This window comes from Peribacillus sp. TH14, assembly GCF_016651145.1.
Taxonomy (GTDB): Bacteria; Bacillota; Bacilli; order Bacillales; family DSM-1321; genus Peribacillus; species Peribacillus butanolivorans.
Window position 1 is genome coordinate 4,186,618 of sequence record NZ_JAEKEK010000001.1, and the last position, 26,177, is coordinate 4,212,794.

At 35.1% G+C, this 26,177-nt stretch carries 24 protein-coding genes; 18 read left to right on the forward strand and 6 right to left on the reverse strand.

Annotation, left to right across the window (positions count from 1 at the left end; all coding sequences use genetic code 11):
* Positions 1-166: 166 nt before the first annotated feature.
* Complete coding sequence (locus tag JFU50_RS20420) at positions 167-1,525, reverse strand: IS1182 family transposase (RefSeq protein ID WP_201223835.1); 1,359 nt, start codon at positions 1,523-1,525, stop codon at positions 167-169.
* 609 nt (positions 1,526-2,134) lie between these two features.
* On the opposite strand from JFU50_RS20420, the gene JFU50_RS20425 reads away from it, so the two are divergent.
* Positions 2,135-2,518 carry a DinB family protein gene (locus JFU50_RS20425; protein WP_242486914.1) on the forward strand — a complete coding sequence of 128 codons (384 nt, stop codon included), beginning with the start codon at positions 2,135-2,137 and terminating at the stop codon, positions 2,516-2,518.
* 200 nt (positions 2,519-2,718) lie between these two features.
* Here the strand turns inward: JFU50_RS20425 and JFU50_RS20430 are convergent, their stop codons facing one another.
* Complete coding sequence (locus tag JFU50_RS20430) at positions 2,719-2,922, reverse strand: hypothetical protein (protein ID WP_201223837.1); 204 nt, start codon at positions 2,920-2,922, stop codon at positions 2,719-2,721.
* A gap of 690 nt (positions 2,923-3,612) precedes the next feature.
* Here JFU50_RS20430 and JFU50_RS20435 point away from each other — a divergent pair.
* Positions 3,613-4,077 (forward strand): hypothetical protein, encoded by a 465-nt coding sequence (locus tag JFU50_RS20435; RefSeq protein ID WP_201185553.1) that lies wholly within the window; start codon positions 3,613-3,615, stop codon positions 4,075-4,077.
* A 412-nt stretch (positions 4,078-4,489) separates the two neighbouring features.
* Here JFU50_RS20435 and anmK read toward each other — a convergent pair whose 3' ends face one another.
* Both anmK and JFU50_RS20445 read right to left on the reverse strand, forming a co-directional pair.
* A complete protein-coding gene (gene anmK / locus JFU50_RS20440; protein ID WP_201185551.1) occupies positions 4,490-5,647 on the reverse strand; it encodes an anhydro-N-acetylmuramic acid kinase AnmK in 1,158 nt (385 codons plus the stop codon).
* Between the two features lie 209 nt (positions 5,648-5,856).
* A complete protein-coding gene (locus tag JFU50_RS20445; protein WP_201185549.1) occupies positions 5,857-7,467 on the reverse strand; it encodes a glycoside hydrolase family 10 protein in 1,611 nt (536 codons plus the stop codon).
* Between the two features lie 348 nt (positions 7,468-7,815).
* On the opposite strand from JFU50_RS20445, the gene murQ reads away from it, so the two are divergent.
* The 10 genes from murQ to JFU50_RS20495 all read left to right on the forward strand — a co-directional run bounded on the left by murQ (position 7,816) and on the right by JFU50_RS20495 (position 16,422).
* Entirely contained in the window at positions 7,816-8,700 is an 885-nt protein-coding gene (murQ, locus tag JFU50_RS20450; RefSeq protein WP_201185547.1) for an N-acetylmuramic acid 6-phosphate etherase, read from the forward strand.
* Positions 8,701-8,736: 36 nt separating this feature from the next.
* Positions 8,737-9,045: a PTS sugar transporter subunit IIB gene (locus tag JFU50_RS20455; protein ID WP_056524858.1), complete on the forward strand. Its 309-nt coding sequence runs from the start codon at positions 8,737-8,739 to the stop codon at positions 9,043-9,045.
* A 48-nt stretch (positions 9,046-9,093) separates the two neighbouring features.
* A complete protein-coding gene (locus tag JFU50_RS20460; protein WP_201185545.1) occupies positions 9,094-10,383 on the forward strand; it encodes a PTS sugar transporter subunit IIC in 1,290 nt (429 codons plus the stop codon).
* A gap of 74 nt (positions 10,384-10,457) precedes the next feature.
* A complete protein-coding gene (locus JFU50_RS20465) occupies positions 10,458-10,742 on the forward strand; it encodes a hypothetical protein (protein ID WP_056524851.1) in 285 nt (94 codons plus the stop codon).
* 57 nt (positions 10,743-10,799) lie between these two features.
* Positions 10,800-12,143: a 6-phospho-beta-glucosidase gene (locus JFU50_RS20470; protein ID WP_274608357.1), complete on the forward strand. Its 1,344-nt coding sequence runs from the start codon at positions 10,800-10,802 to the stop codon at positions 12,141-12,143.
* Between the two features lie 96 nt (positions 12,144-12,239).
* On the forward strand, positions 12,240-12,569 hold the full coding sequence (locus JFU50_RS20475; RefSeq protein WP_056524848.1) for a PTS lactose/cellobiose transporter subunit IIA: 330 nt from the start codon (positions 12,240-12,242) through the stop codon (positions 12,567-12,569).
* Between the two features lie 21 nt (positions 12,570-12,590).
* Positions 12,591-13,676 carry a DUF871 domain-containing protein gene (locus tag JFU50_RS20480; RefSeq protein WP_201223838.1) on the forward strand — a complete coding sequence of 362 codons (1,086 nt, stop codon included), beginning with the start codon at positions 12,591-12,593 and terminating at the stop codon, positions 13,674-13,676.
* 68 nt (positions 13,677-13,744) lie between these two features.
* The gene (locus JFU50_RS20485; RefSeq protein WP_201223839.1) at positions 13,745-14,641 is read left to right on the forward strand and encodes an N-acetylglucosamine kinase; all 897 of its coding nucleotides are present in this window, start codon (positions 13,745-13,747) and stop codon (positions 14,639-14,641) included.
* 24 nt (positions 14,642-14,665) lie between these two features.
* Positions 14,666-15,541, forward strand: a complete 876-nt coding sequence (locus tag JFU50_RS20490; RefSeq protein WP_201223840.1) for a MurR/RpiR family transcriptional regulator — start codon at positions 14,666-14,668, stop codon at positions 15,539-15,541.
* Positions 15,542-15,693: 152 nt separating this feature from the next.
* Positions 15,694-16,422, forward strand: coding sequence for a GntR family transcriptional regulator (locus JFU50_RS20495; RefSeq protein WP_201223841.1), 729 nt, complete (start codon positions 15,694-15,696; stop codon positions 16,420-16,422).
* A 744-nt stretch (positions 16,423-17,166) separates the two neighbouring features.
* On the opposite strand, the gene JFU50_RS20500 is transcribed toward JFU50_RS20495, so the two are convergent.
* On the reverse strand, positions 17,167-17,406 hold the full coding sequence (locus JFU50_RS20500) for a hypothetical protein (RefSeq protein ID WP_242489065.1): 240 nt from the start codon (positions 17,404-17,406) through the stop codon (positions 17,167-17,169).
* Positions 17,407-17,773: 367 nt separating this feature from the next.
* On the opposite strand from JFU50_RS20500, the gene JFU50_RS20505 reads away from it, so the two are divergent.
* The 6 genes from JFU50_RS20505 (at position 17,774) to JFU50_RS20530 (ending at position 22,855) form a co-directional block, all read left to right on the forward strand.
* On the forward strand, positions 17,774-19,222 hold the full coding sequence (locus tag JFU50_RS20505; protein ID WP_201223842.1) for a sensor histidine kinase: 1,449 nt from the start codon (positions 17,774-17,776) through the stop codon (positions 19,220-19,222).
* On the forward strand, positions 19,219-19,905 hold the full coding sequence (locus JFU50_RS20510) for a response regulator transcription factor (protein ID WP_201223843.1): 687 nt from the start codon (positions 19,219-19,221) through the stop codon (positions 19,903-19,905). Before JFU50_RS20505 ends, JFU50_RS20510 begins: the two co-directional genes overlap by 4 nt.
* Positions 19,906-20,114: 209 nt before the next feature.
* A complete protein-coding gene (locus tag JFU50_RS30850; protein WP_309559287.1) occupies positions 20,115-20,357 on the forward strand; it encodes a deaminase in 243 nt (80 codons plus the stop codon).
* Positions 20,358-20,444: 87 nt separating this feature from the next.
* Positions 20,445-21,143 (forward strand): ankyrin repeat domain-containing protein, encoded by a 699-nt coding sequence (locus JFU50_RS20520; protein ID WP_201223845.1) that lies wholly within the window; start codon positions 20,445-20,447, stop codon positions 21,141-21,143.
* Between the two features lie 199 nt (positions 21,144-21,342).
* On the forward strand, positions 21,343-21,567 hold the full coding sequence (locus JFU50_RS20525) for a hypothetical protein (RefSeq protein WP_201185531.1): 225 nt from the start codon (positions 21,343-21,345) through the stop codon (positions 21,565-21,567).
* Positions 21,568-21,772: 205 nt separating this feature from the next.
* Positions 21,773-22,855, forward strand: a complete 1,083-nt coding sequence (locus JFU50_RS20530; RefSeq protein WP_201223847.1) for a hypothetical protein — start codon at positions 21,773-21,775, stop codon at positions 22,853-22,855.
* A gap of 535 nt (positions 22,856-23,390) precedes the next feature.
* Here JFU50_RS20530 and JFU50_RS20535 read toward each other — a convergent pair.
* Entirely contained in the window at positions 23,391-24,779 is a 1,389-nt protein-coding gene (locus JFU50_RS20535) for a cytochrome P450 (protein ID WP_201223849.1), read from the reverse strand.
* Between the last annotated feature and the right edge of the window lie 1,398 nt (positions 24,780-26,177).

Sequence of the window (26,177 nt, forward strand, 5' to 3'; positions counted from 1 at the left end):
CAAATTTTAAATGCAATATTTTCACAAAAAACGACTATTTTATAAAGATAGTCGTTTCAGTTTGTAGACAAAAGGGGTTCGGAATGTTTTAATTCCGGACCCCTTTTGAAATTCCCTTTGAATTTTGCTCAAGATTAAGAGATTGGGCCTCTACGAGCCCACTTTATTAAGCCATTCTTGGACCTTGCCATGTCCAATTGGCTATCTTCTTTAAATTCATGGCAGCGAAAGTAAGCATCGCCTGCATCGACAATTTTTTAAGTCCCCTTAAAGTAGTCCAACGCATACCATGCTTTTCTTTTGCATCTGCGAATACACGCTCTATTGTTTCTTTACGTTTCGCATATATAGGTTTTACATCCTTGTGATGACGCAGATGATCTGCTTCTTCCATATAATTTTGCCAGATATGGCGTGTCACCACTTTTTGATGGTCTTTGCTTACTGTACACTGTGATAAAAATGAGCATGTCGCAAAAGTGTGTTTGAGTGATTTGTACTCGCGATAGCCCTCTTTATTTGTTGTTGAGTACTTTAAAATCTCGCCCGATGGGCAGAGATAACAATCAAAATGTTCATCGTAAACATAGTCATGCTTGCGAAAGAACCCTTCTTTTGTTCGTGGACGTGTATAGGGTAAAGCTGGTGTGATTTCTTTCCCAAAAAGGTAGCTTGTAATGGCTGGTGTTTTGTAAGTCGCATCTGCGGCAACAGCTTCAGGTTTTCCAACTTTCTCAATCACTTGTTCAACAAGAGGCTCTAAGATATGACTATCATGCGTATTTCCCGGTGTTACAATCGTCCCCAGCACAAAACCGTTGCGGTCCGCAGCCGCATGAAATGAATAGGCAAACTGTTTTGTTCGTTCATCTTTTACATAGTAGCCACTCTCAGGGTCAGTTGTACTTTCTTTAATTTCTTTGGTTTCTTCTTTATCAAATTTATCCGGTGGAAAAGGCTTCTTTCCATTGTTTTCACGATCTTGATTTATTTCTTCTTGAAGGCGTCCTTGATATGCTCGTGTTTCCTTACGAACGATTTTCTTTTCGAATTTTCGCTTATTCGCACTGGCTTTCACATGTGTTGAATCAACGAATACGTGCTCTGCACTTATTAACTTTCTTTCTGAAGCTGTCATTAAGATACGATAAAAAATCCGTTCAAACAGGTCTGTATCTTTAAAGCGACGCTCATAATTTTTCCCGAACGTTGAGAAGTGAGGTACTTTATCATGGAAACCGTAACCTAAAAACCAACGGTAAGCCATATTCGTTTCAACTTCTTCAATCGTTTTACGCATCGAACGAATACCGAAGGTATATTGAATGAATGTCAATTTAACTAAAATAACTGGATCAATACTTGGGCGCCCTATCTCTGAATACATATCTTTCACCAAGTCATAAATGAAAGTGAAGTCAATGGCTCCCTCAATTTTACGAACCAAATGGTTCGCTGGCACCAGTTGATCCAAAGTAATCATTTCAAGTTGATCTCGCTGAATAGAATTATGTTTCGAAAGCATCGTCATCACCTCAAGTTTTAATACTTCTATATTAAAACAAAAAGGACTGTAGGCAAAAGTGGCTATATCTAATTGTTAAAACAAAGTTGATTGGAACGGAAGGTGCGAGACTCCTGCGGGAAATGCGTGTCCAAGGGAGACCCCACAGGCGCAAAGGCGCCGAGGAGGCTCCCTGACCGCCCGCAGAAAGCGAGTGCCTGGAGTGGAAATCAACGTCGAATTTTTACAACCCCTCAAAAAAACTGTAGACAAACTCGATTTTCATCGAGTTTGTCTACAGTCTGAAACGACTATTTTATAAAGATAGTCGTTTTTTATATTCCACTATAATAATATCCAGGTAAATAATTGGAATCAATATTAGGTATTTCCACTTGAATGCGAAAAGGGAGGTTGTCTGCAAGCACCCTTTATCTAGGGGATCTAATGGGTCAGGATACTTGAAGAAGGTAATGCATATATTCTGAATGATTTAAATGTTTATTCTTTTTATTAAAGAGGCTTGATAAAATGAAGAAATACTTTAAACAATGAGAGGAGAAAAATATGCAGAGCGTAGTTGATAAAATAAATAATTGGATAATTAAGGTCCCGAATGAGTTCAGTGGGATGTCTGAATTAGAGGTGTCACAAAGACCTATGCCAGATAAATGGTCAAAAAAAGAGATTTTGGGCCATTTATGTGATTCTGCTATTAATAATCTTGAAAGATTTATCAAAATTCAATATGAAGAACAACCATTTGCCCTTACCCCATATAATCAAGATCAGTGGGTGGATATACAGGATTATCAAGATATATCAATTGAAGAAATAATAAATCTATGGTGTGGCTTAAATAAAAAAATAATAAAAATTATTGCTAAGACGCCTTATGAAAAATTAGCGTATCAATGTGATATTGGTAATAATCAAATGAAGACTCTCGAGTGGCTTATTCAAGACTATCTTGAACATATGGAACACCATTTAAAAAATCAGGTTTTCAATTAAAGAACGATTCTTAATAATTCAACCTATATAGTTAACCCTCTTTGTAGGTGCAAGAGGGTTTTTTACGCAATAATTTGTTGTATTAAAGGGCGTGATAATTAAAGTACCGTTTTTTCTTATTCAAATAATGGAAGGATAATTGAATATAAAAGCATTAGGTGCTCCTTTAAAATAGGACATGTGTGACGACATTTCCTGCTCTAATATTCCCATTCTTCTTTCGATTCTAGAAAAGAATCGACTGATTCATCCAATAATCTTTCCCGATTTGGGTCTTCATTGACATCTGTATCCACTTCCATTGCTTGTTTAAGTATGTCGTATGTATCAATCTTTTTATTTAATCGATTAACTTGATTTTTATGTGGGACTGGATTAATGCTATTATTTTCTTGATTTGGCATATATTCTCCTTTTTTAACAGGTATTTTATATTAGTATGAACAATTGATCCAAAATAAAATCCAATACTTTTTTAGATGGATTATATTTCATCTTCTTTCACGAACTAGTTCCTGAATCAATGAGAAAAGATTCATTAACAATCGGAGCTGTATATGTGGCGACTTTTTCTTATTGTGCTAATTTGGCAGGTTAGCATTCCTATAGATCGTTATTTTTCGACTTTGAAAAAAATAGGGCTCCTTAGTAAGGTATGAGTATAATCTAACTCAAAACTAAGGAGGAATTCTATGTGATTTTCCTGTTTATGAAGATGGCGAATTCTATTTTGTAAAAAAATAAGTGAACGTGGAAGAGGTACCAGCATCCGATCAATATTCAAAGGAAATCCGCGACCTTTTACAAAAAAATACACGGCAGGATGAAAGATTATAAGTTCATACCAAATATTCATCAAACGGGCAATAAAGCTCAATAAGACGTTTGTTAAAACTTTTTTAAAGAATTGAATTTTTCATAAAGATATTACCTCCCTAATGAAGAGGTGTTTATAAAATGGGGAAGATGGAAATACCAACTGATGGAGAGGTTGCTATTGGCCCGCGTAAATCAAAATGGATTGAATGAAGGGTTCATTTTGTATACCGTTGTGGGAGGTACCTGTTATTTTACAGTATAAGGGAGGAAAAACATTGAAAATTTTTCGTTTATATGTAGTTGGATTCATTTTCGGAACGCTCTTTTTGGCTGGATGCAATAATACAGTCGAACCGGAAGAAACTGGGAGTACGCCAAAACAACAATTAGAGGAAGCAAATCCAGTTACTAATATGAAAGAAAATAATGGGACAAACAAGGCTATTAAAAATGGAGTCAATACTGTACTTAAATCGATAAGTACCTTGGATCAAGAAGTAAATGCGAGGGCTGACTCAGCTAAAATTCAGGAAATTGGCAAAGAAATTAGTTCTAGCTGGGATACGATTGAAAAGCAAGTAGAAGATCAGTACCCCGATTGGTATGAGAGAATTGAGAAAAACCTTTATCCTTTAATTGGTGAATCTGGAAACCCGGTTAAAAACGTAGAAAAAATCAAACAGTTCTCTAAAGCAACAAAAGCAGATTTGCAGTCCTTTATGGAAGACGTGAATAGGTAATTTCTAATATCAGGCTTATTTCCAAAGGAGAATTTATTTGCTATTTGGAAGTAAGTCCTTTTTTTATTGAAGGAATAAATATACGTAGTATATGAATAAGAAGGATGATCTTGTTCTCAATAGAAGTTCGGTATCCGGATAATGAGTTTTAAAGATTGTAGGTGAGGACTGGATTATTTTAATCATTACTTTCTTTTTCTCCATTATCTTAGCGGGAATCATCAGATCATCATCTGGTGTATTCATAGTTCCGTCCATTCTTTGACCTTTGCAAAAAGTATCATAATAAAACGGTTATTTTCGATGTTTACTTATGGAAATCTTAATGAAAATTCCCCTAAGATATATCATCGAAGGGGAATATGAAACATCACATCTAACTATTTTACATTTTTTATAGGATGCTTTCTTCTTAATTCAATGATTTAGAAGGAGGGAAGGTTATGTTTCCAAGAATGACATCATTTTTAGCACCGGTAGCCTTAGGAACGTTACTAGGGTTACCATGAAAAGTCTCATTTGCAAGGAGAGCAAATGCCACAGCTTCTTTTGCTTCAGAAGAGTATCCCAATTCTTCTTGAGTCAAGACTTGAATAGAATTTCCAAGTAATGACTGGATCATTTCCAATAACGTTTTATTGTAGCTGCCACCACCACCAATAATTACTTCTTCTATTTTGGTTATTGGAAAGATGTAAGCGCGATAGTTCTCCACAATAGATTTTGCTGTAAACATCGTTACAGTTGCTAAAATATCTTGGCTGGGAAGTGATTCAAACATTTTTAATAGCTTTACTACATATTGCCTACCAAACAATTCTCTACCTGTTGATTTTGGTGGAGGGCTCATAATATATGGGTGGCTGAAACAATATGATAAAAGCTCTTCATTAATTAGTCCTTGTTTAGCGATTTTACCACCTTCATCATATCTTAAATTAAAAAGTTGGCGGCATACTTCATCAATAATCATATTTCCAGGTCCTGTATCAAAAGCATACATGTCATTCAGAGAAGCTTGCTTGGGTAAAACAGTTACATTTCCAATGCCTCCTATATTTTGAAGCAATCTTCCCTTCGTTTCACTTCTATAAAGAATATATTCAGTAAAAGGAACGAGAGGAGCTCCTTGTCCTCCTGCAGCCATGTCCATCGTACGAAAATTAGATATTACAATTGTGTTTGTATCGTGGGCAATTACTGCAGGTTCCCCAATTTGTAAAGTTGAAGGTACCCAGTTTTGTTCTTGCAAAGGCTGATGGTAAATAGTTTGTCCGTGGGATCCTATAAGATCCAACTGTTCAATAGGGAGTCCAGCTTTCTCGCAAACTTCCTTTGTTGCATCTGAAAATAATTTTCCTAGCTTAAAATTCAAACTACAAATTAACTGCACATTTGATGTTTCTACAGACAAAGACTGCATAATTTCTTTTTCAATATCTTTTGGAAAAGGATATGTTATGAACTCAATCATTTCTATTTCAGTTTTTAGTCCAGTATTATTCACACGAACAAGTGCTGCATCAATTCCATCTAATGATGTTCCAGACATTAATCCTACTATGTACATTGTCATTCCACCTACTTTTAATTGTCTATTAAAATCCTAGTTAATCAATAATTTTCAAGAATAAAATTATACTAAAGTTGAGGCCCCTTCTAGCATGGTTTTAAATGTATAAATTTCGTCTTTTGTAATGTCCTCAAGGATTTATACTTATTCTAAAACGCTTACAAGATTTTTTTCATTTATTTCACACTTAAAATATATTTTGATGATTATTTTATTCTTATTTTAATCTGTTTTGTTTGTTTGCTTTCATTGTGAGTACGGTCTAAGGCAGTCACAACATATGTGTAAGTCTTTCCTTTTTGTACAGTGTGATCAATAAATAATTGACTTTTCTTTTCTTTATGAACTGTAGCCAGTAAGTTCGTTGAATCTTCTATGTTTCCTTTTTTCTTCCCATCAAAACGATAAATTGCATAATATGATGCATCTGAATGCTTGTGATCTTGAATTTCAAATTGGATTCCAGCACCTGTTTGTTTTGACCTGCTAACATTTGGAGCCTTTGGAGCATTATTATCTATCCAAGGCATTGGTGGAACTAATGCGGGATATTTATAAATGTCGTTGCTTAAACGATCTGCTACTCCAAGGGGATTTTTACGTAAATCTTTTGCACTGAAATGCATGCTTCCATCAAATTCTTTATATGTTCGATTTAATTTTAACTGGTTTGGCATTTCTTCTGGATTAAACCAGTTTTGTACACCGTTAGACTCTGTATTTATTTTATAATCAGCTTGTCCAATATAGAGCTGAACATTTTTACCTTTGACTTCTTTTGTCCACCAATTAAGTAGCTTTGCATAGTCAGCTACTGGCAATCCAATATTCCAATATAATTGTGGGGCAATATAATCAATGTATCCATTATTAATCCATGTTCTTGTATCCGCATATAAATCATCGTAATTTGTTTGTCCAGCAGCAGTGTCAGATCCAGTGGGATCTACTGCTTTGTTACGCCAAACTCCAAATGGACTAATACCAAACTTCACATATGATTTTTCTGCTTTGATTTCTTCATTAATATGCTTAACAAGATTGTTTACATTATCCCTCCGCCAATCTTCTACATTTGTAAATTTACTTGCACCATATTTTTTGTATGAAGCTTGATCAGGGAAAGGGACACCCTCAATTTTATAAGGGTAGAAATAATCGTCCATGTGAACTGCATCTATATCATAATTCTCAACAACTTCCATAATACCGTCAATCACAAATTGCTGTACCTCAGGAATACCCGGGTTAAAGTACAATTGTTGTCCATATGGTATGACCCAATCTGGGTGCTCTCTAGCAGGATGAGATTCTGGTAGTTTATCAAGGTCTGAGAGTTCAGCCGTTTTTCCTAAAGGCATAGTAATACGATACGGGTTGAACCAGGCGTGAAATTCCATATTTCGTTTGTGGGCTTCTTCAATCATGAATGAAAGAGGATTGTATCCTGGATTTTTCCCCTGAACTCCTGTTAAATATTGTGACCAAAGACCATATTCAGAAGGATAAAAAGCATCAGCAGTGGGTTTGATTTGCATAACGACAGCGTTCATACCCATTGCTTTTTGTTCATCCAAATATTTTATAAATTCTTCTTTCTGAGTTGAAACTGATAAACCGGGCTTTGAGGGCCAGTCAATGTTTAACACACTTGCAATCCAAGTTGCGCGCAGTTCCTGTTTTATATAAGCCGTTTGTTGAGGGATAGACTCGGATTCTGCACTTACAATCAAATTAGATGGCAGGAGAAGCGATCCCCCCACAAAAGCAGCTATTGCCAATGAACCTAATTTTCTCTTTGAAATTCTTTCATTCATCAATAGTACAACCTCATTTCTTAATATTTATTTATATATGATCATTTGTAAGCGGTAACAAATGATGAATATACTTACTTGTCATCTAAATGAATAGAGGATAATTTCTAAACTATAAAAAGGTCATTTAAAAATACAAAGGTTTGATTAATGAAATAGCTAGTAGCTTTTAGGATAGAACAACATATTTAGTAGAATATTAAAAATTATTAATTTATATTATGTTTATTTTAAAATTAATTTTTAGAAAAGTATACACATTATTGAAATTAATTTTTAATAGTGTTATATTCTCTATAGATTAAGAAATTTCGAAACTTTCACTAATGATAAAAAAGGATGATATGTATGCTAGAGCATTTAACGACAGAGTGTCGTAATGAAAAGACTATGTGCTTAGATGAAATGAAAACGATTGAATTTTTAGAGGTGATGAACGATGAAGACATAAAAGTTGCTCATTGTGTAAAAAAAGAACTTCCGCAAATTTCAAAAGCTGTGGAGATGATCGTTGCAGCAATGAATAAGAACGGAAGATTAATCTACATGGGTGCTGGAACAAGTGGACGAATTGGTTTATTGGATGCCGTAGAATGCCCGCCAACATTTAATACTGCTCCTAGTGAAGTAGTAGGTCTGATTGCTGGAGGAGAAAGCGCATTCATTAAAGCAGTTGAAGGTGCTGAAGACAGTTTTGAATTAGGTCCTGAAGATTTAAAGAAGATTCAATTAACAAACAAAGACGTTGTAGTAGGCATTGCGGCTAGTGGACGCACTCCATATGTTATTGCCGGTTTGGAATATGCCAATCAAGTTGGAGCAGGAACAGTATCGATAAGCTGCAACAAAGGTTCAGAGATAGGGAAAATTGCCAATGTTGCTATTGAAGTTGTAAACGGGCCTGAAGTACTGACTGGTTCTACACGGTTAAAAGCTGGAACATCGCAAAAGTTAGTATGCAACATGCTTTCTACAGCTTCAATGGTGGGAGTTGGAAAAGTTTATGGGAATTTAATGGTAGATTTACAACTGACTAATGAAAAGCTAGTTGAACGTGCAAAACGTATTATTATGGACGCTACTGACTGCAGTTATGAAGTTGCAAATAAATTTTTAGAAAAGGCACATTCCCAGCCCAAAATTGCAATTGTCATGATTTTAACGAATGTTTCATATGAAGAAGCATCAAATCGTTTAAAAATGGCACAAGGATTCATAAGAAAAGCTATTTAAAGCTTTTTTATAAAAAAATAATAGGAGGAACAAAAAATGAGAGTATTATTCGTATGTTCAGGTGGAATGTCAAGTGCAATTGTTGTAAACGCTTTAAAAAAAGAAGGGGAAAAACAGGGTGTAAATATAGATGTATTAGCAGTTGGCACTCAAGAATTTGATTCAGAGGTTCGAAACGGTTGGGATGTTGCAATGGTAGCTCCTCAAGTCAAACATCGTTTTGATGGCTTTAAGGCTTCTGCGGATGAAGCTGGAGTCCCATGTCAAGTCATTCCAGCTCAAGCATACAGTCCACTTGGTGGCCCTACGCTATTAAAACTAATAACCGAACTAGTAAAAAAATAATCTAACAAGTATGTCTTAACTATTAAAAATTAAAAGGGGATAACACGAATGGACAAGTTTGTTGCTTTTTTAGAAAACAATCTTTCAACACCCATGGCTAAATTGTCTGAACAAAAACATTTACGCGCAATTCGTGATGGTGTGGTTTCTGCTTTACCATTCATCATCTTTGGGAGTTTATTCCTTATCATTGCATTTCCACCAGTTGCAGCAGACACTGCATTAGGTGAATGGGCGGCAAAACATATAGCTGAAATTTTAATACCATATCGATTAACGATGTTTATTATGACGCTATATATTACTTTTGGTATAGGGTACAGTTTATCTCAAAGCTATAAATTGGATCCACTATCAGGAGGTTTACTATCATTAGCGGCCTTTTTGTTCACAATAGGTGTAAAAATGATGGATGGTGTAGGGTTTGTTTTGCCAATGACAAATCTCGGAGGCCATGGCCTTTTTGTAGGAATGCTTGTATCCATTTTTGCTGTTGAAACTTTACGTCTATGTAAGACCAAAAATATTACAATAAAAATGCCGGATTCTGTTCCAACTTCAGTAGCCCGATCATTTGAAGCATTAATACCGGTTACAATTGTTCTGCTTGTTATGACCTTAATTACAGTCGTGTTTGCTGTTGATTTACATTCACTTGTTGATAAAGCGGTTGCACCACTTATTAGTGCAGGCGATACATTGCCAGGTGTATTAATCCCAGTGTTTTTGATTACATTCTTCTGGTCATTTGGTATTCATGGCGTATCAGTAGTAGGTGCCGTTGCTCGTCCAGTTTGGGAAGTTTACTTAGCTAATAACTCAGCAGCAGTCGCAGCTGGGACGGCAATTCCTCACGTAGCTCCTGAAACATTCTTCCAATGGTTTATTTGGATTGGTGGGTCTGGTGCAACCTTGGGGTTAGTAATTGCTATGCTCTTAACTGCAAAATCTACTTATAGTAAAGCCATGGGGAAAGCAACAATTGTTCCAAGCATTTTTAACATCAATGAACCAGTTATCTTTGGGATGCCAATTGTATTAAACCCAATATTGATTATTCCATTTATAATAACACCACTAATTGGTGCGACACTTGCATATATAGCAACGTCTATTGGGCTAGTAAACCCCACATATGTAATGGTTCCCTGGACATTACCAGCGCCAATAGGTGCCTATCTTTCAACAGGCGGTGATTGGAGAGCAATTATTCTCGTGCTGGTGAATTTAACAATCTCAGTTGTTATTTATCTGCCATTCTTTAAAATGTACGATAAAAAGCTTTTGGCACAGGAAAACATGGTAGAAACAACAGATAATAAAAATATCGCTTTATAAGGAATATCTGAAAGGGAGTTTGGGACTAAAAGCTCCAAACTCCTTTTAATATAATAGAGAGAGGGAGAATAAACATGAATTCAACAACCAGAATTCACTTTTTTAGTTACAAAAGTGCCTTTCTATTTTTTAGTTTTATTCTTGTTTTTAATTTTATCTTTAACACATTAATGAATGCCTTTGGGATAGATAAACAATTATCACTGTACTTAGGAAATACCTTTGCCATAAGCGCAGGATTGACGATTGTTATTATTTTGGTTGAAGGTAAGTTTAAAAACAAGAAACAAGCGACACTTTTGTTCTTGTCTTTATTAGCAGTAAGCGCACTGGTTTGTTATGCAATTATCTATGCGTAAATGAAAAATTGCAGGCTTTTTTTGTTAAATAAATGCTTACTATGAGGTGTTAGGAAAATGGAAATGAAAAAAGGATTAAAAATTGCCACAATTGGAGGCGGCTCTAGTTATACACCAGAATTAATAGAAGGTTTTATTAAACGTTTTGATGAGTTACCTATTAGAGAACTTTGGTTAGTGGATATTGAAGCAGGAAGAGAAAAACTTGAGATTGTAGGAACCTTAGCAAGGAGAATGGTAGAAAAAGCAGGAGTTCCAATGGAAATTCATCTAACATTAGACCGCCGTCAAGCATTGCATAATGCTGATTTTGTCACAACGCAAATGAGAGTTGGTTTACTTGATGCACGAGTCAAAGACGAGCGTATCCCATTAGAATTAGGATTAATTGGTCAAGAAACCAATGGTGCAGGTGGTTTGTTTAAGGCACTACGAACCATACCTGTTCTTCTAGAAATCGCAGAAGAAATGCAAGAGCTTTGCCCCAATGCATGGTTAATTAACTTCACAAACCCAGCTGGAATGGTAACGGAAGCTCTTCTCCGTTACAGCAAGCATAAAAAGGTAATTGGGGTATGCAATGTCCCATTTAATATGCATATGTCTATTTCTAAAATGTTGGGTGTTGAAATGGAGAGAGTACACATAGATTTCGCTGGGTTAAATCATATGGTATTCGGGATGCATGTGTTCGTTGATGATCAAGAAGTAACAGATAAAGTGCTTGAAATGCTGGGTAATCCAGAAATTCAGATGACGATGAAGAATATTGCTCCTCTGGCTTGGAACCGAAGATTTTTGAAATCATTAGGAGTTGTACCTTGTCCTTACCATCGCTATTATTACAAAACACAAACTATTTTAGATGATGAGTTAGAAGCATTCAAATCAGGAGAAACTCGAGCTGAAATTGTGAAAAAATTAGAAGTAGGTTTGTTTGACCTATACAAAGATGAAACTCTTGACATCAAGCCTCCACAATTAGAGCAACGCGGCGGTGCTTACTATAGCGATGCAGCGTGTAATGTAATTTCTTCTATTTATAATGATAAAAAAGACATTCAAGTTTTAAATGTACAAAACAAAGGATCGCTTACTGAAATTGATTATGATTCAGCAGTCGAAGTAAGCTGTATCGTCACCAAAAATGGACCAATTCCTATGACAATGGGTAAATTACCCGTACAAGTACATGGCTTAATTCAACAAATTAAATCATTTGAAAGAATAGGTGCAGAAGCAGCAGTTACAGGTTCTTATGATAAAGCATTATTAGCTTTAACTATTAACCCCCTTATTCCAAGTGATGATCTAGCTGAATTGGTTTTACAAAAACTGTTAAAAGCGCATGAAGAATACTTACCACAATTCTTCAATCAAAATGGTCTGCCTAACATTTAGTAAATTTTCTCCAGTAATTCAAACTGGAATACTATAATCCAATCTTTTTAATGAGAATATTACTTTCATAATATATTTAAATAGGAGTGTAATTATATGTCATCTGAAATTAACAATAACGAAATGGAAATTTTTGAAATAATATCACATAGTGGAAATGCGAGAGGATTAGCATTTGAAGCATTGGCAGAAGCGGAAGAATTTAATTTTGAAAAAGCTGTAGACCTAATTAAACAAGCTGAGGAAGAATTAAATTTGGCCCATAAGACACAAACCAAGTTAATTCAAGCTGAATTGAATGGAGTTCCCAGTGAAAAAACTTTATTAATGATTCATGCTCAGGATCACTTAATGACGGCAATGAGTGAACAAAAACTAATTGAACATATGATTCGTATTATAAAAAAACTAGCCCCACAACAGTAAAAAAATAGAGGTGATTAAACTATGGGGAAACTTGGTATTTCTATCTATCCAGAACATTCAACCGTTGATAAAGACATAGAATACATTGCGCTTGCACACAAATATGGATTCAGAAAAATTTTTACTTGCTTGCTTTCAGTTGAAGGCGATAAAGAGAAGATTTTAAAAGAATTTAAAGAAACGATTTTGTTTGCAAATCAATTGAATATGGAAGTGATGGTCGATATTGCTCCTCGAGTATTTGGGGCGCTAGGTATATCTTATAATGATTTATCATTCTTTGCAGAGTTAGGTGCGTATGGAATTAGGCTAGACATGGGTTTTACAGGAAATGAAGAGTCCATTATGACACATAATCCATATGATTTAAAAATTGAAATAAACATGAGCAATGCAACAAAATATTTAGAAAATATCATGGATTACAAACCTAAAAAAGAAAATTTAGTTGGATCACATAACTTCTATCCTCATCGCTATGCAGGATTGAGCTATCCACATTTTATAAAATGCTGTGAACAATTCAAAAAGCATAATATTCACACGGCAGCTTTCATTAGCTCACATGCAGCGACGTATGGACCTTGGCCTATAACTGAAGGATTATGTACATTAGAAATGCACCGGGAATTACCCATTACTACACAAGCGAAGCACTTATTTGCAACTGGATTAATTGATGATGTAATTATTGCAAATGCCTACGCATCTGAAGATGAATTAAAACATCTTAGTATGTTAAACAGTGGCTTGATAACATTTAATGTTAATCTTCACGACACTATAACAGATTTAGAGAAAAAAATAGTATTGGAAGAATTTCATTTTTACCGTGGAGACGTATCTGATTATCTTATTCGCTCCACACAATCACGCGTAAAATATAAGAATGAAGATTTTAAACCAACATTCACCCCTGATATTAGACGTGGTGATATTTTAATTGAAAATGAGCTCTATGGACAATATAAAGGTGAATTGCAGATTGCATTGAAAGAAATGAAGAACTCAGGGAAAACAAATGTAGTTGGTCGATTAGCAGAAGATGAAATTTTTCTGCTAGATCATTTGGAACCATGGGGGAAATTCCAATTCAATATTAATTAGAATCTTCAAAGAAGATAAAGGGAAGGAACAGTGATACTCCTTCCTTTTTTACTGAATAGGAGAATGATATGAGTTATATTATCGGTGTTGACGGTGGTGGCTCTAAAACCGAAGCAGTTGCTTATGATTTAGAGGGTAATAAATTAAGTGAAGGCAAATCGGGTTATGGAAATTTGCTTATAAATGAAAAACAAGCCATTGCTAACATTATTCAGGCAATTGAACAATGCGTAGCTCCTATTAATAATGGAAATTGTCACTACATTTGCTTAGGATTAGCAGGGTATGGAGGAGTTGAAAATCCACAGGGGATAAAAAGTGCATTAAGCAAGGCATTTAATACCCCATTTACAATTGTAAATGATGGAATTATTGCTCATGCTGCTTTACTAAAAGGAAAAGATGGCATTTTGACAATTTCAGGAACAGGTTCTGTAAGTATTGGAATTCATAATAGTATTGAGAAATTGGCTGGTGGCTGGGGACACATTCTTGGGGATGAAGGAAGCGGCTATTGGATTGCCATGCAGACTTTTATAAAAATGACGAAAGAAGAAGATGAGGGATTAAATTATAGCCATTTAACTAAGTTAATACTTACAAAACTTGGCTATCACAGTGTATTAGAACTGAAGAAATTTATTTATACCGCAACGAAAGCCGAGATTGCTGCATTTGTTCCACTAATTGTCCAACATGCAGAAACTGGCGATGATTTCTCGCAAAATATTCTTAGACAGGCAGGATATCACCTTTCTAAGAATAGCCTTGATGTTTGCAAGAAGTTGAATTTTAGTGAGAATGTTACAATTGCAATTAAAGGTAGTATATTGGCTAATATACCATTGGTGCAAAGCTCTTTTATTAATCATATTAAACTTGAAAAACCGGAAGTAAAACTAGTTTTAGAAGACGTATCTTCTACATTAGGTTGTTATTACATAGCATTGAAGCATATAAGTTAATTAAAGATCAAGGGAGAAAATAATATGCACGTTGAAAATGTTTTATTAAGAATTGAAAGTTTATTAAATCAATTGCCTAAATCAGAAAGAAAAATTGCACAATATATCTTAGAAAATCCAAAGGATATTATAAGAATGACTATACATGAATTAGCTTCTCAAGCCAATGCCAGCAGTTCGGCTGTAACAAGATTTTGTCGTTCTATAAAAGTTAACAGCTTTTCAGAACTAAAGGTATCTTTATCATCTCTTATTTCGCAACCAGAGAAAAAAGGTTTCTATGACATTGAACCTAATGAAACAATAGCGTCCATTAAAGATAAAATAGTTTCTAACTCTGTACAAGCTATACAAGAAACCGCACATTATTTGGATGAAGCCGTTCTAGACAATATAATTGAAACCATGAAAAGTGCAGATGTAATTTACGTCTATGGAATAGGAGCTTCATGGCTCATTGCTGAAGATATTACACAGAAATGGTTACGGTTAGGAAAGATTGTAAGTGCAAATCAAGACCCTCATATTACTGCCACAGCGCTTGCTGCATCATCAAAGAATACCGTTTTTTTCTGTATATCTAATAGTGGCGAAACTGAAGAAGTTCTGCAACTTGTTGATATTGCTAAAGCATATGGTATTAAAACAATTGGTTTATCGCGATTGGGGAACAATGGATTAACTAAAAAAGTCGATATGTCTTTACACCATGTACGTGCACCAGAGGCTAAATTTCGAAGCGCAGCAACAAGTTCCCTGTTTGCACAATTTCTAACGGTTAGTATTATTTTCTATGCGTATGTTTCAAAGTTCTATAATGAGAATAAAAATGAAATTGAACGTTCAAGAGAATCTGTATTAAAATTCACAAAAAGAAATCTAGATACTTTAGAAAAGTGAATCTAATCTGCCGAAATTTTTTATCGTGTGTTTTTTACTTTCAAAAAGCATTGGTAGGATCAGGAATGATTTTACGCTATTTTAGCTTGAGATGATCCCGATCAGGATGCCTTTTCAAAATTACATCACGATGAAAGGAAGATGTACGCTAAATGATCCAAAAGAATTCTCCGCTTCCGATTTATTATCAACTTGAAGAGGCGATTAAAGAAGCGATTCAAAACCATGAATTAGAGCCAGGCGAGATGATACCTTCAGAAAGAGAATACACTGAAAAATATGAAATAAGCAGGATGACGGTGAGACAAGCCATTTCTAATCTTGTGAATGAGGGTTATTTATACAGGCAGCGCGGAAAAGGAACATTCGTTGCCCACAATAAAATCGAGCAACCCCTGCAAGGATTAACAAGCTTTTCAGAGGATATGCGTTCAAGAGGACTTGAACCAAGTACACGTGTTATCAGTTTTACAGAGGTCAACGCAGATCATGATCTCGCTGCAAAGCTTGAGGTTGAAGCAGGAACTCCTATTTTCGAGCTGAAACGTGTAAGGCTTGCTGATCAGCAGCCGATGGCATATGAGATGCTATATATTTCAAAAGATCTTGCCCTGGGTCTAACGAAAGAAATAGCCGTAACCTCCATTTATAGCTATGTAGAAAAAACGTTTGGCCTGAAAATTCAGCATGGCAGACAGGTGATTGAAGCATCAATTGCTCAAAAAAAAGAGGCGGAAATGCTAGAGATAGCTGAAGGGGCCCCGGTATTGCTAATTGAACGAATAAGCACGCTTGATACAAAAAAACCACTTGAGGTTGTAAGATCCGTCTACCGTGCAGATCGATATAAATTCACAATGAATATGGAGCGACTATCATAATTAGTAAAAGGCGATAGAAGCAAAAAGTGAGAGGACTACGATATTAACAGGTATGTTGTCTTCACCTCTAAATGGGTACATTTAAATCCACGCTAATTCTTTTTAGTATTAAAAAGGATGATATGTACTCTAAGTAGTTATCCTAAAACGTACATCTCAAAAAATAGTGGTAATTTGTTTTGGGGAAGTAGTTTGGGAGTGAAAATACGACGAATTAAGTAGTTTGATAGTCTATCATAAAACTTCCTATAACAACCAATAAAGGGAATACCCTTAATTATCAAGGGTGCCAGCTTTAGTACGGAACATGTGATAAAAAGTTGTTGTTTTTAATAGAAGAAACTCGTTGACGATAATCGCTTAATATTTTTCTTAAGCCTAATAAAATTTGTTAGTGAAAAATGAATAGGTACAATAATTTGTAAATGATATATTTGATTCCTGAAAACCAAATATAAAGAGGGCGATTCTATATTAAGAAGGATCGCCTTTTCGTGTGTCAGCATGTTAGTAATGACTGTTAAATAACCCGATCTGAGTGGGCAGAAAAATTAGAAAAACCGTAGTGTTTTCGTATTTCTTCCATATCATCTTGTGTAAGGGTATAGTCGTATGCTAATTCTCAATTGCTTAAAGTAGAAATGATTGTCAAGAGATCCTTTCTTTTATCAGTTGCAAGTAGTTCCGTTGCTCTTATGTCCACAGGATAATCCCTCTATTCCAACCCCAAGGTTAAATTTTTTCCTAATCTCGATATAATACTGATCTACTAACACCCGTCATATCCGTAATTTCTTTGATGTTATATTGATGAGAAGTATGTAGTTTTAAAGCACCTTCTACCATCTTATGGTCTTTGGAAGGTCTTCTTCTATATCGACCCATTCTTGCAGAGTGTAATCCTGATAGGGTAAGCTCACTGATAATATCCCGTTTTTTAGAAAATTTTAGAGAAGTGGCATTTACCTGACGCATCCTATTCATCTTTTTTAATTCCCTGAAAAAATACTTCTGCCTTTTCATGAAAAAATAAGAAGACCTAGCTCAGTCAATCGGTTGGAATTATCCCATTTTGAAATCGACCAAGTTCGGTCTGATGTGATATTTCAACAAAATATTTTAAGATGTTTAGGGATATTTCATACATATTTTAGAAAGTTTTAAGGTTTGTATGTTATTGTTCTTTTAGTTTCTTTGTAAATGGTAAATCTCCATGTTAAGCACAAGCTAGTGATAAGGTGTTTAATACACCATACTGAATAAAAAACAAAAATTCTAAGGAAAATGGTTTATATGGTGCCAAATATACTTTTAAGAAGCAGAGTGAAAAGTAAGTACTGAGGTGATTAACATGTCAATTAAAACGAGATTTCTGTTGTCTTACGTTGGAGTGATACTTTTTTCTATCACTTTATTGTTAGCGGCTGGGTTTTTAATTATTATTGCGATAACGGGCGATATAAAATCTATAGAGTATTTTTACAAAAAATCTTATGTCCAAAAACCATTGACTACAATAGAAGAAAGTGCGTTTCTCGATTTAAAGCTATTGGCTAAAAATAATCCTACACAGCTTCTAAACGAAGAGCAGCTGAAGAAAATTGAACAGAAGGATATCGAGATTGTCGTTAGAAAAGATACGAACATCGAGTATGCTTCCCCCTCTTTGGATAAGCAGGTATTGGTTAAGTCGCTTCCTGGATTTGAAGAAACAAACATCAATACGCGAGATACGATTAAAATCGAAGACTTTTTTTTCACGTATGTGAAGTTTGATTTTTATTTTTTGGATAAAAGCAAAGGAAGTATTTTTGTATTGAGAAAGGCGAGTTCCTATGCCGAGTTGGCTCGAGAGTTGTTTCCAATTTTATTTGGTCTATTGCTATTTTTGTTTATTATGATTATTGGGCTTTTAAACTATTTAGTTTCACGAAGCATCATCAAGCCCATCTCAGTTCTTAAAGAAGGTGCCAAACGAATAAAATCAGGAGATTTAAACTTTGAAATCAAAGCTACTTCGAATGATGAAATCGGACAATTAAATAGAACGTTTGATGAAATGAGAATAAAATTTAAAGAGTCCGTTACTATCCAGCTTCAGTATGAGGAAAATCGAAAAGAACTTCTATCAAATATTTCACATGATTTGAAAACGCCAATTACTTCGATTATTGGATATGTTGAGGGTATAAAAGACGGTGTAGCAAACACCCCGCAGAAAATGGAAAAGTATTTATCAACTGTATACTTAAAAGCTAAAGATATGGATTCATTGATAGATGAACTGTTCTTATTTTCTAAGCTGGATTTAAAAAAAGAACCATTCACTTTTGAAACTGTCGAACTGGATAAATATATGAGAGACTACGTAGACGAGCTTCATTTGGATTTACTTCAACAAGGGATCCAGATTGAACTTCATATTATGTATAAACTGATAAACGTGACAGCAGATAGAGAGAAATTAAAACGCGTATTGGCTAACCTGATCAGTAATTGTGTGAAGTATACGAATAAAGAAAAAAAGAACATTGCCATTTCTCTGCATGAAGGACCATATGATGTAGTCGTTCAAGTAGCAGATAACGGGCAAGGAATAGAACCATCTGCTTTACCTTACATTTTTGATCGCTTTTACCGTGCAGAACAATCAAGAAATTCTCAGACAGGCGGAAGTGGCTTAGGACTTGCGATTGCAAAACAAATTATTCACGAGCATGGAGGGGATATTTGGGCTACTAGCGAAATAGGAAAAGGCACAAGTGTCTTCTTTTCCCTAAAGAAAGGTGAGGAAATATGAAAAAAATATTACTTATTGAAGACGATGTTAGCATTGCAGAATTGCAGAGAGATTATTTAGAAATTAATGATTTTAGTGTCAATATTCAACATACAGGTGATGCTGGACTTCAACAGGCACTTCAAGAAAATAATGATTTAATTATTCTAGATATCATGCTTCCAGGAGTAAATGGATTTGAGATATGCAAACAAATACGTGCTGTCAAAGACATTCCAATTTTGCTTGTGTCCGCCAAAAATGAAGATATTGATAAAATTCGAGGTCTTGGTTTAGGGGCAGACGATTATATTACAAAGCCTTTTAGTCCAAATGAACTGGTTGCTAGAGTGAAAGCGCATTTAGCCCGTTATGAACGTTTAGCAGGAAGTCAAGCCAAAACTAATACAGTTTTCGTTCATGGAATTTCGATCGATAAGTCGGCGCGAAAAGTTCATGTTAATGGAGAGGAAATTCCGTTTACTACAAAGGAATTCGATTTGTTACTGTTTCTTGTGATGCACCCGAACCAAGTGTTGAGCAAAGAGCAACTTTATGAAAGAATTTGGGGGATGGAGTCAGTTGCGGATGTTTCAACTGTGACTGTCCATATCAGAAAATTACGTGAAAAAATCGAAAGAGATCCTGCACATCCAAAATTCTTGGAAACCGTTTGGGGAGCCGGATATCGCTTTAATGTTTAAATAATGTGTTTTGACCCGTCACATAGGTGGCGGGTATTTTTTATAAACATTAATAAATTTTATTAATAAGTTTATCTTTTTTTAAGAAATTGTTTAGAGGGAGTTTAGGATTAAGTACTAACATAATTTAAGACGGAATAAAAAAGTTTAACTGAAAATGTATAAGGGAGGAATATTTCATGGAACCTCAATAATTACTAGAATAAGACATTTTTCAGGCACATCAGAATGTACCTGAAAAAGGAGAACTTCCCTTTGGGGCTGTTATTGTACAAAACGGGAAAATCATTGCTATTGGTATTAATGATGCATTGGAAACAAGGAAACCGACAATTCACACCGAAATGAAAGCAATTCGGGAAGCGAATTTCTCTCCGTTTGAGAGATTTAAGCCAGTGGTGAACCTTGCCGTATGTGTCTTGGAGAGATTAGAAAGAAGGACGCTTTCATAATATTGAGATGAAAAGTGCATCTAGGCCTTTGATTTATGGGTCAAGAAAAACAGTGATAATAACAAATTTTAAAGGAACGTGTATTTTATGTGGAAGTGGCTGGCAGTAATCATAGGATGCATTCTCTTGCTTCAAGGGTGTGTCTCAGATGACAAGGAAGACCTGGAAATACAGGGAAAGGAGAGAGAAGGAGTGAATGAACAACTAATTCAAGCAGCAGAACGGAAAGAAACAGAAACGATAAGCAGGTTGATTGAGGTAGGTGCAGATATTAATACACAGGACTCCGAAGGGCGAACTGCCACTATGATTGCGACTTATAACAATGATGTTGAGACTGCAAAAATCCTAATTACAGCAGGTGCAGATGTTAATATCCAAGATGACATGAAAAACAATCCCTTCCTATATGCGGGTGCAGAAGGTTACCTTGAAATCCTGAAGCTTACAATTAATGCAGGTGTGGATCCCAAGATTACCAATCGTTATGGAGGAACTGCTTTGATCCCTGCTTCGGAACATGGCTATGTGAATGTGATAAAAGAACTTCTTACCAATACTGATATTGATATAAATCATGTTAATAACCTAGGTTGGACGGCTCTAATGGAGGCAATTATATTGAGTAATGGAGATGAAAAACAGCAGCAAACAGTACAATTACTGATAGATCATGGGGCAGATGTGAACATAGCTGATCATAATAATGTGACTCCTTTGCAACATGCCCGCGAGAAAGGCTTTAAAGAGATTGAACAGATTTTGACAAAAGAAGGGGCAAAATAACCAGATGTTCTAAGCCTTCCTACTGGTGAAATCAAACTGTTGCGTTTACCAGTAGGTCAAAATTTAACATCTTATACGACATATACCGTAATGTTTGATTGGGCAAAAATCAAAAATCCACGCTTTATTACTGAAGCGATTGCCTCACCTCCACTCAAGTCTGCAGAAGCAATCGACAACAAATCGTTCCAGATAACTTTTGATAAAGATCTCTGGGTATGGAGCTATTTCCGGTCGTAAAGTGGAATTAAAGGGTGATGACTGCAGAAATATAGAAGCTCAATACCGCTTCTCCCCCTGCAAAGGACCATATGGAATCGTTGATGTGTTAAACGATAATACATTTCAATCAGGCGTCAAATACTCAGTAGTAACTATGGGTAACTGGGCAAACCCAGATACAGTCACTTTAACAGCAAAATAAGAAGAGAATCTATAAGAACTCAATATTATATATCAAGTTGAAAAGAGGGATCCTATTCGTCCAGAGTTCCCTATTTTATGTAGTTTTCATAGTAAAAGAAATTAATAAATTTAATATTTTATTAAGAATTTTTTTATAGCCAGTTTAGATGTTACTTGTATTATAAATTTTATAACAAATAACAAAATAAAGGAGATAGAGAAAAATGAATATAAAAAAACATATAGTACCAGCTGTATTAGTTGTATCTGTAATATCGTCTGGAATAGCGACATATAACCAAACATTAAACGTAGAGGCTTCAAGTAACCACCTAGTAGAACAAGAGAAGAAACAACAAGAAGCAAGGATTACGAACATAAACGTATTGAATACGATGACTTTACAGGTCACTTTTAATAAACCGTTAGTTGCAGAAGATGTGGATCCAAACAATTTGGAGAATATTAAGAAACAATTCGAATTTAATCATGGCATGAGCATAGTCAATGTACCACGTTTGAAAACAGGAGCAAAAAGCACATACATCGTGCCAGTTGAAATTCAAAAGGATGACACCAAATACTCAATAAGCTACAAAGGGCAACGAGTAAAAACCTTTGAAGGAACAGATGAGAAAATAAATATTCGTAACACCCAACAAGTAACAAATGACACATTTGAATTGGAATCATTTTTAGAAGATGGTGTAACAGACTACGCAAATATTATCGAAGCGTATCGGGCAGGTCGAGGTGATTTAGCATTTGAATTAGATAACAGAAACAAAGACGAAAATGGGAAACGTTTCGAAATTATTTCGTCCTTACGTGATCGTGTTGTAACGATTACAGGCAGAAACGGAGAACGTTTTGTTGCGAATTACGTTCCTTTTACACAAGCAACAGATGGAAGACAAGCTCCAAAATTTCGATTACCAGCAGGACAACAATTGAAACCAGGTGTAACCTATACAGTGAAATCAAAATGGGCAGATCTTGAAAATAAAAGGTTTAAGGCACAATACATCGCTCCACTTAAACTTCAATCGGCAGAAGCTATTGATAACAAGACTATTAAAATTGTATTAGATAAAGACCCAGGCATGGAGTTATTTGCAGGCAGAAGCATACAATTGCAAGGCGAAGATGGAAGCACGGTACAAGCACAATATCGTTTCTCTTCTCGTAAAGGTTCGGTTGGTATTTTCGATGTTACAAATAACACATTGAAGACTGGTGTAAAATATAAAGTAGTACCCATGAACAATTGGGCAACTGCAGATTATATACCTTTAATAGTTAAGTGAAATTTAGTAAAAAGGAAGAGAGACAATTAATGTTCTCTCTCTTTTTCTTGTAAGGGAATTGGCTTTTATTGACATAAAATGTCGTAGCCTAGGTTTTATGTCAAAATGTTGGCGGAACCCCATGCAATTAAGCTAACAACATAATTTACTAGATTCGAAATGATCCTTGTTTCAAAACCAGCAAGTGTAAAAAATAGCCATACAATCTTTCATGCCGGTGATATAAATTCATGTGTCCAATAATTTAATAGCTATCCTGAAGCTTTAAATATATGTATCTATCATTTTGGCATAATGCCTAGAAACATGAAAAGACCGCAATGCTTTCTTGAAGAAGAACATTGCAGCCTTTTGTTTCTTTGTTTCAGAGGTGAAAATAAATAGTGTTTTCTTAGAAATCTATAACGTGATATTATGTCTCCTACGAAAAATCTGCTAAAAATGGTTACTGAAAGAATAGGATCTTCTAAAATGGCCAACACACCCAAATACTTCAAAGTCAAATGGCCGCCTCAAGTCATTTAAATCTATATTACTATTCATCAACTAAGGGTTCACGAAAAGACTCTTTTCTATCTTCGACTATCATGCGCAATCCACGCCTTGGTCTAAGTGTAATAGACGGAAGTGGTTTTACTTCATGATGGTCCGGCGCAAGCCTTATCCGATATCGTTGAGCAATGCACGCTAGGACAAGCACAGCTTCCATCATTGCGAAATGATTACCGATACAAACTCTCGCACCTCCGCCAAACGGAAAGTAAGCGAACTGAGGTAGAGTTTTCACAAAGTTGTTTTCAAATCGCTCAGGATTAAAAGAATCTGGATTATCAAAATACTCAGGCTTGTGGTGCATAACATACTGACTTATCAAGATCATATCGCCTTTTTTAAAATGATATCCTCCTATTACTACATCCTCCTCCGCTTTCCGTGATACGATATAGCCAGGCGGGTATATACGCATTGATTCCATGATAATATTTTGTGTGTACGTTAATTTCATATAATCGCCAGGTGTAGGGTTACGATTACCGATTACGCTATCTATTTCATTGAAAAGTTTAGTTTCCACATCAGGATGTTGTGAAAGCAAGTATAAGGTCCAGGAAAGTACGTTTGCAGTTGTTTCGTGACCGGCAAGGAAAATGGTCATTAGCTCATCACGTACCTGCTGGTTTGTCATAGCTAAACCATCCTCATCATCTCGAGCATCCATTAGAATCCCAAGCATATCCTCATGTCTCTCTGCATCTGCCCTACGTTTTTCAATAAAGTTATAAATCACTGTATCAAGTCTGTGTATCGAATTTTTAAATTCACGGTTATTTTTAGTTGGAACCCATAGTGGCAATTGAAGAAGTGTTCTCATCCTTTTAACAGCAATTCTCATAGATGATTCTATAGGTTCCCCGAGCTCGTCATATCCTTCCTTGAGGTTCATACTGAACATGGTCTTGCTGATAATACCGAGAGCAAGGCTCATCATATCCTCCGTCATAATCCGTTCTTCCCTGTTTTTCCAAGTGGAAATATAGTTCATTGTTATATCAATCATATCCTGTGCATAATTGCTAATATGAGACTTTTTGAAAGCAGGTTGAATAAGCCTTCTTTGGCGCATGTGAATTTCTTTTTCACTTGTAAGAAGGCCTTCTCCAAGTAATGGTTTTAAAGCATGGAAGTCCTTAGATTTCAAGAAGGATTTTTGTTTTGTTACAAGTACCTGCTTAATTAAATCTGGATTTGAAATGAAGTAAACATTTTGGAAAGGTCCAAAACGAATTTTAGCAACATCTCCATATTCTTTTGCTAAGTGGGTAAGAAAGCCAAGTGTATCTGAAATAAACTCCTTTGAATGGCCAGTAATTAGTCTTCCTTTTGGGCCCTTGGGAGAATCATGTAATAAATCTGTGTCACTCAATGGTTTGTTTCCTCCATTTCGATATAAGTACTTTTAATCATTCTATGAGGAAAGTATTAATTGGTTTGGACAGGTTGTTAAAAAGAAGACTAACAAATATTTTTTTAAAAAAAGTTTAAACAAATTGAATGAAATTACAAATGTGGATAATGGAATACAGTTTAAAACCGAGGCTAAAATGTTTAAGAAATTGTAAAGTAAAACACAATGGAAGATAAATTTATTTTAATAAACGAGTGGTATTGGGTAAATTGCTTAATCTCCTTTCTTATTCAGCTAACTTCAATAAAGTTTTTTCGATAAGTTAAACATAGAAAATAACAATTTTTAGAAAAGATAAGAGAGTTAATCAATTTTGTAGAATGATAATTGGAGTTAGTATAGTTTCATGGGCACATTTTAGTTAAGTTGATCGTCATGGAACGAAAGAATACAGGTGAAAAATATAATAATAAATTCAAGAAAATCATAGTAAATCTTGATCACTCGGGTAATTCGGTACGAGAACTAAGCGACGAATAGGGTATATCAGAAGTTCCTATTAATATATATGGGTTAAAGAATTTACTTCTATGCGAGAGCTTGTGCAGACTGGGTTGTGGTATGAATGCATCAAGAGCGTATAGTATTTTATAGAAACAAAGGCGCGTGTCGGATGTATTTACAGCTGGCAGGATTCAGACGCATACCCTCGCTTTGAGCTCAAGTCTGAACTGTTTTAGGAAGTGTTTGCTGACTTCAAGATGGATGGAAAGAAATATCAAGGAAAGTGGAAGTTGAACAGCGATTTCTAGAATCAAGACAAAAGAAACTGCTGATAAAATAGCCGCCTTTTCAAGGGGAAAGAAGCTGAAATACTAAGAATTATTCATATATAAAAAGCTGATTGGCAACTAACACCAATCAGCTTTTTTGAAATATTACATCTTTCTAAATGTTTTATAGCCTGTAATTGCATTAAAGCCTCTTTCTAAAAAAAACTACATCCTTGAACAGCAAGGATCGTAGGCTTTTTAGTTATTATTTAAATTCACTTTTCACAACGCCATTTCCTTCTATAAATTCTTTATTCAGTGCATAGTAAACTTTTACCTCATCTATATTCCATAGTTTAGAATTTTCATTATAAGTTAAAAACGATGTACCAATTGAGAAATGGTTCTATTTAGAGTAATCAAAGTGGAAATATCTATAAAAATCCAAAAGTTATAAGACTGTTATTTGGGCTGGTGTTATTGGATGTATGATGATAGTTGGATTCTTAGGTGTATAAATAAGGGGTGAAGAAACTGGTTAATACTGTTTACGAACTAGGTACTTGTAAAAAGGGCTATGGTATCCATTCTTGTCACAACCAAGGTATCTATCAACAAATAATTTATTCATAGCTCAGGTTTT

Coding starts and splice junctions, on each gene's coding strand:
- JFU50_RS20420 (WP_201223835.1), bottom strand. CDS start 1,525: ATGCTTTCGAAACATAATTCTATTCAGCGAGATCAACTTGAAATGATT.
- JFU50_RS20425 (WP_242486914.1), top strand. CDS start 2,135: ATGTCTGAATTAGAGGTGTCACAAAGACCTATGCCAGATAAATGGTCA.
- JFU50_RS20430 (WP_201223837.1), bottom strand. CDS start 2,922: ATGCCAAATCAAGAAAATAATAGCATTAATCCAGTCCCACATAAAAAT.
- anmK (WP_201185551.1), bottom strand. CDS start 5,647: ATGTACATAGTAGGATTAATGTCTGGAACATCATTAGATGGAATTGAT.
- JFU50_RS20445 (WP_201185549.1), bottom strand. CDS start 7,467: ATGAATGAAAGAATTTCAAAGAGAAAATTAGGTTCATTGGCAATAGCT.
- murQ (WP_201185547.1), top strand. CDS start 7,816: ATGCTAGAGCATTTAACGACAGAGTGTCGTAATGAAAAGACTATGTGC.
- JFU50_RS20455 (WP_056524858.1), top strand. CDS start 8,737: ATGAGAGTATTATTCGTATGTTCAGGTGGAATGTCAAGTGCAATTGTT.
- JFU50_RS20460 (WP_201185545.1), top strand. CDS start 9,094: ATGGACAAGTTTGTTGCTTTTTTAGAAAACAATCTTTCAACACCCATG.
- JFU50_RS20465 (WP_056524851.1), top strand. CDS start 10,458: ATGAATTCAACAACCAGAATTCACTTTTTTAGTTACAAAAGTGCCTTT.
- JFU50_RS20470 (WP_274608357.1), top strand. CDS start 10,800: ATGGAAATGAAAAAAGGATTAAAAATTGCCACAATTGGAGGCGGCTCT.
- JFU50_RS20475 (WP_056524848.1), top strand. CDS start 12,240: ATGTCATCTGAAATTAACAATAACGAAATGGAAATTTTTGAAATAATA.
- JFU50_RS20480 (WP_201223838.1), top strand. CDS start 12,591: ATGGGGAAACTTGGTATTTCTATCTATCCAGAACATTCAACCGTTGAT.
- JFU50_RS20485 (WP_201223839.1), top strand. CDS start 13,745: ATGAGTTATATTATCGGTGTTGACGGTGGTGGCTCTAAAACCGAAGCA.
- JFU50_RS20490 (WP_201223840.1), top strand. CDS start 14,666: ATGCACGTTGAAAATGTTTTATTAAGAATTGAAAGTTTATTAAATCAA.
- JFU50_RS20495 (WP_201223841.1), top strand. CDS start 15,694: ATGATCCAAAAGAATTCTCCGCTTCCGATTTATTATCAACTTGAAGAG.
- JFU50_RS20500 (WP_242489065.1), bottom strand. CDS start 17,406: ATGAATAGGATGCGTCAGGTAAATGCCACTTCTCTAAAATTTTCTAAA.
- JFU50_RS20505 (WP_201223842.1), top strand. CDS start 17,774: ATGTCAATTAAAACGAGATTTCTGTTGTCTTACGTTGGAGTGATACTT.
- JFU50_RS20510 (WP_201223843.1), top strand. CDS start 19,219: ATGAAAAAAATATTACTTATTGAAGACGATGTTAGCATTGCAGAATTG.
- JFU50_RS20520 (WP_201223845.1), top strand. CDS start 20,445: ATGTGGAAGTGGCTGGCAGTAATCATAGGATGCATTCTCTTGCTTCAA.
- JFU50_RS20530 (WP_201223847.1), top strand. CDS start 21,773: ATGAATATAAAAAAACATATAGTACCAGCTGTATTAGTTGTATCTGTA.